The 2,297-nt window shown below is 43.4% G+C and carries 2 protein-coding genes and 1 pseudogene; 2 read left to right on the top strand and 1 reads right to left on the bottom strand.

Annotation, left to right across the window (positions count from 1 at the left end; genetic code table 11):
* Nucleotides 1–123: 123 nt before the first annotated feature.
* Both OCT63_RS21270 and OCT63_RS21275 read left to right on the top strand, forming a co-directional pair.
* A pseudogene (locus OCT63_RS21270) lies at nucleotides 124–213 on the top strand (ArsR family transcriptional regulator); the annotation flags it as partial.
* Nucleotides 214–390: 177 nt separating this feature from the next.
* Nucleotides 391–1,953, top strand: coding sequence for a methyl-accepting chemotaxis protein (locus OCT63_RS21275; RefSeq protein WP_269984580.1), 1,563 nt, complete (start codon nucleotides 391–393; stop codon nucleotides 1,951–1,953).
* A gap of 187 nt (nucleotides 1,954–2,140) precedes the next feature.
* Here OCT63_RS21275 and OCT63_RS21585 read toward each other — a convergent pair.
* A partial coding sequence (locus tag OCT63_RS21585) for a transketolase-like TK C-terminal-containing protein (protein ID WP_170746592.1) occupies nucleotides 2,141–2,297 on the bottom strand: 157 nt, incomplete at its 5' end.

Genomic DNA, 2,297 nt, shown 5'->3' on the forward strand with positions numbered 1-2,297 from the left:
AAATATCTAGGTTGAAAATTATTTCTACTCAAATATCAATAATTAGGCAATTAAGTCCTACTTAAAGTGCTTCAATGGAAGGGATTTCTCAATTGGTCAATAACCCGTCACCAAATGAAAGCCCAAGCCTATGAACACTTTGTTGAGCGAGTGCTGCGTAATGACTTAAACATTCGCAAATTTCATGCTTCAATGTCGATACGAACAGTATAATTCAGTACAGTTGTTAACTTGTAATGAGCCCGGTGTTTTGTAATCTCTGTGACGCACCCGTTTATATTTGTATAAAAAGCAATCATTTACAAAGATTGTGACATTCATATTTTGTCATAATTTAATTTATTGTATATATTCGCCTGTTATAACGTATAAATATAAAAGTTAATAAAAATGAACGTCAGCTCAGCTTCTCAATCTCGCGAAACACTTTTAAATGAAAACGAACAACTTGTCTCGACAACCGACCTAAAAGGTGTGATTACTTACAGCAATGATGCTTTTTGTCGCATCGCAGAATACAGCCAACAAGAAATGCTAGGGCAACACCACAATATCGTGAGGCATAACGACATGCCCAAAGCCGCTTTTGCGGATATGTGGGTTAACCTAAAGCAAGGCAAAGCGTGGCGCGGTATCGTAAAAAATAAAACCCAATCCGGTGGCTACTACTGGGTCGACGCTTATGTCACACCAATTTACGACAATGGCAAGGTGAGTGGGTATCAGTCTGTTCGTGTTAAGCCTAAAAATGAGTGGGTAGAAGTTGCAGACAAGGCTTATCAAAGCTTATTGAAGGCAGAAAAGTCGGGCCGCCAATGGTCACTGCAGATCAGTGACAGTGTTCGCTATGCCGTGTTGTTGGGTTCTTTGGCCGCGCCTCTGGTTTCAAACCTAATCGAAGTAGGACAAGTGTCGCAATGGGCCCTTAGCTTGCTGCCTGTTTCTGCATTAGCTCTGCTTTTCCGACAAGAGCTGATTGATACTCCTTTACAGCTGAAAAATCTGCAATCGAAATTCGATAGCGTGAGCCGCCTTGTTTATTCAGGTAACAGTAAGTTCTCTATCGCCGATTTCCATTTGAAGCTGTTGTCTGCGCGAATCAGAACAGTGTTAGGCCGTATGACGGATTCAGCCAAGCCGTTACAAGATTTAGCCGACAATCTGAATGCTACGTCATTTGAAGTATCAGCAGCGTTAGATCAGCAAACAAAAGACATACTTCAAGTACGTGAGGCAACGGAAGAGGTTGAAGTAACCGCGAATGAGGTCTCTTCTCTCACTGAAGAAGCCCATCAAATTGTCGACGTTACTCTGCAAACCTGTGCGGGTGCGAAAGAGAGTATTAATCAAACCCACCAAAACCTAGAGAGCTTGGCTTCTCAGGCTGAAAAGGCGACTCAAACGACTTACCAATTGAGCGACCAAGCGCAAAGTGTCAGCAAGATAATGGAAGAGATAGGTGGCATTGCCGAGCAAACCAACTTGTTGGCATTGAATGCAGCGATAGAAGCGGCGAGAGCGGGAGAGCAAGGTCGAGGCTTCGCGGTGGTTGCTGATGAAGTCCGTGCGTTATCAGGCCGGACATCTAAGGCGACGGTTCAAATTAAAGAGAGTATTGATACTATGCTAACGACGATTGAAGGTTGGCAGAAAGATATTTTGGCTAACAGAGAACAAACGGACGAGTGTGGTGATGTGGCGAAGGTGAGTGCAGAGCGCTTGTCTGAAGTCGAAACTTTAATGCAATCGATGAACGAGTTAATGCAGTCGGTTGAAAGCTCTGCGCATAAACAGCGTCAGCTATCGAGTGACGTAAACCTTCATATGCAGTCTATCGCATCAACTGCCGAGCAAAATCTAGTGGCGACACATTCAGTGAAAGATCATTCGAAAGAGCTTAAAGAGCAAGTGAATGAGTTCTACCAACTCGCGAATCGCTTCGAAGAAAAATAGCCGTTAGGCCTAAGCTAAACGAGATATAAGAGAAAGCCTTGCGAAATGAGCAGGGCTTTTTATGGGCCAAAAAAACACTTAATAGACTAATAGATTAACAGGCAACGGATACAAAAAAGCCCCGCATTTTCATGCTAGGCTTTCAGTATGCATCAACCTATTTAAGGGCGAGACAATTTAATCAAGACTAAGCTAGAAGCTCTTTTGCTGTGTTTACTACGTTTTCAGTAGTGAAACCGAACATCTTGAATAGCTCGCCTGCTGGCGCAGATTCGCCAAACGTTGTCATGCCGATGATCTTGCCACCGAAACCAACGTACTTGTACCAGAAGTCAGCGATGCCC

Origin of the sequence: Vibrio sp. RW, from assembly GCF_027587105.1 — a bacterium.
Lineage (GTDB): Bacteria > Pseudomonadota > Gammaproteobacteria > Enterobacterales > Vibrionaceae > Vibrio > Vibrio toranzoniae.

Bases quoted from the DNA above. Each gene is read 5' to 3' on its own strand.
- OCT63_RS21275 (WP_269984580.1), top strand. From the start codon at position 391: ATGAACGTCAGCTCAGCTTCTCAATCTCGCGAAACACTTTTAAATGAA.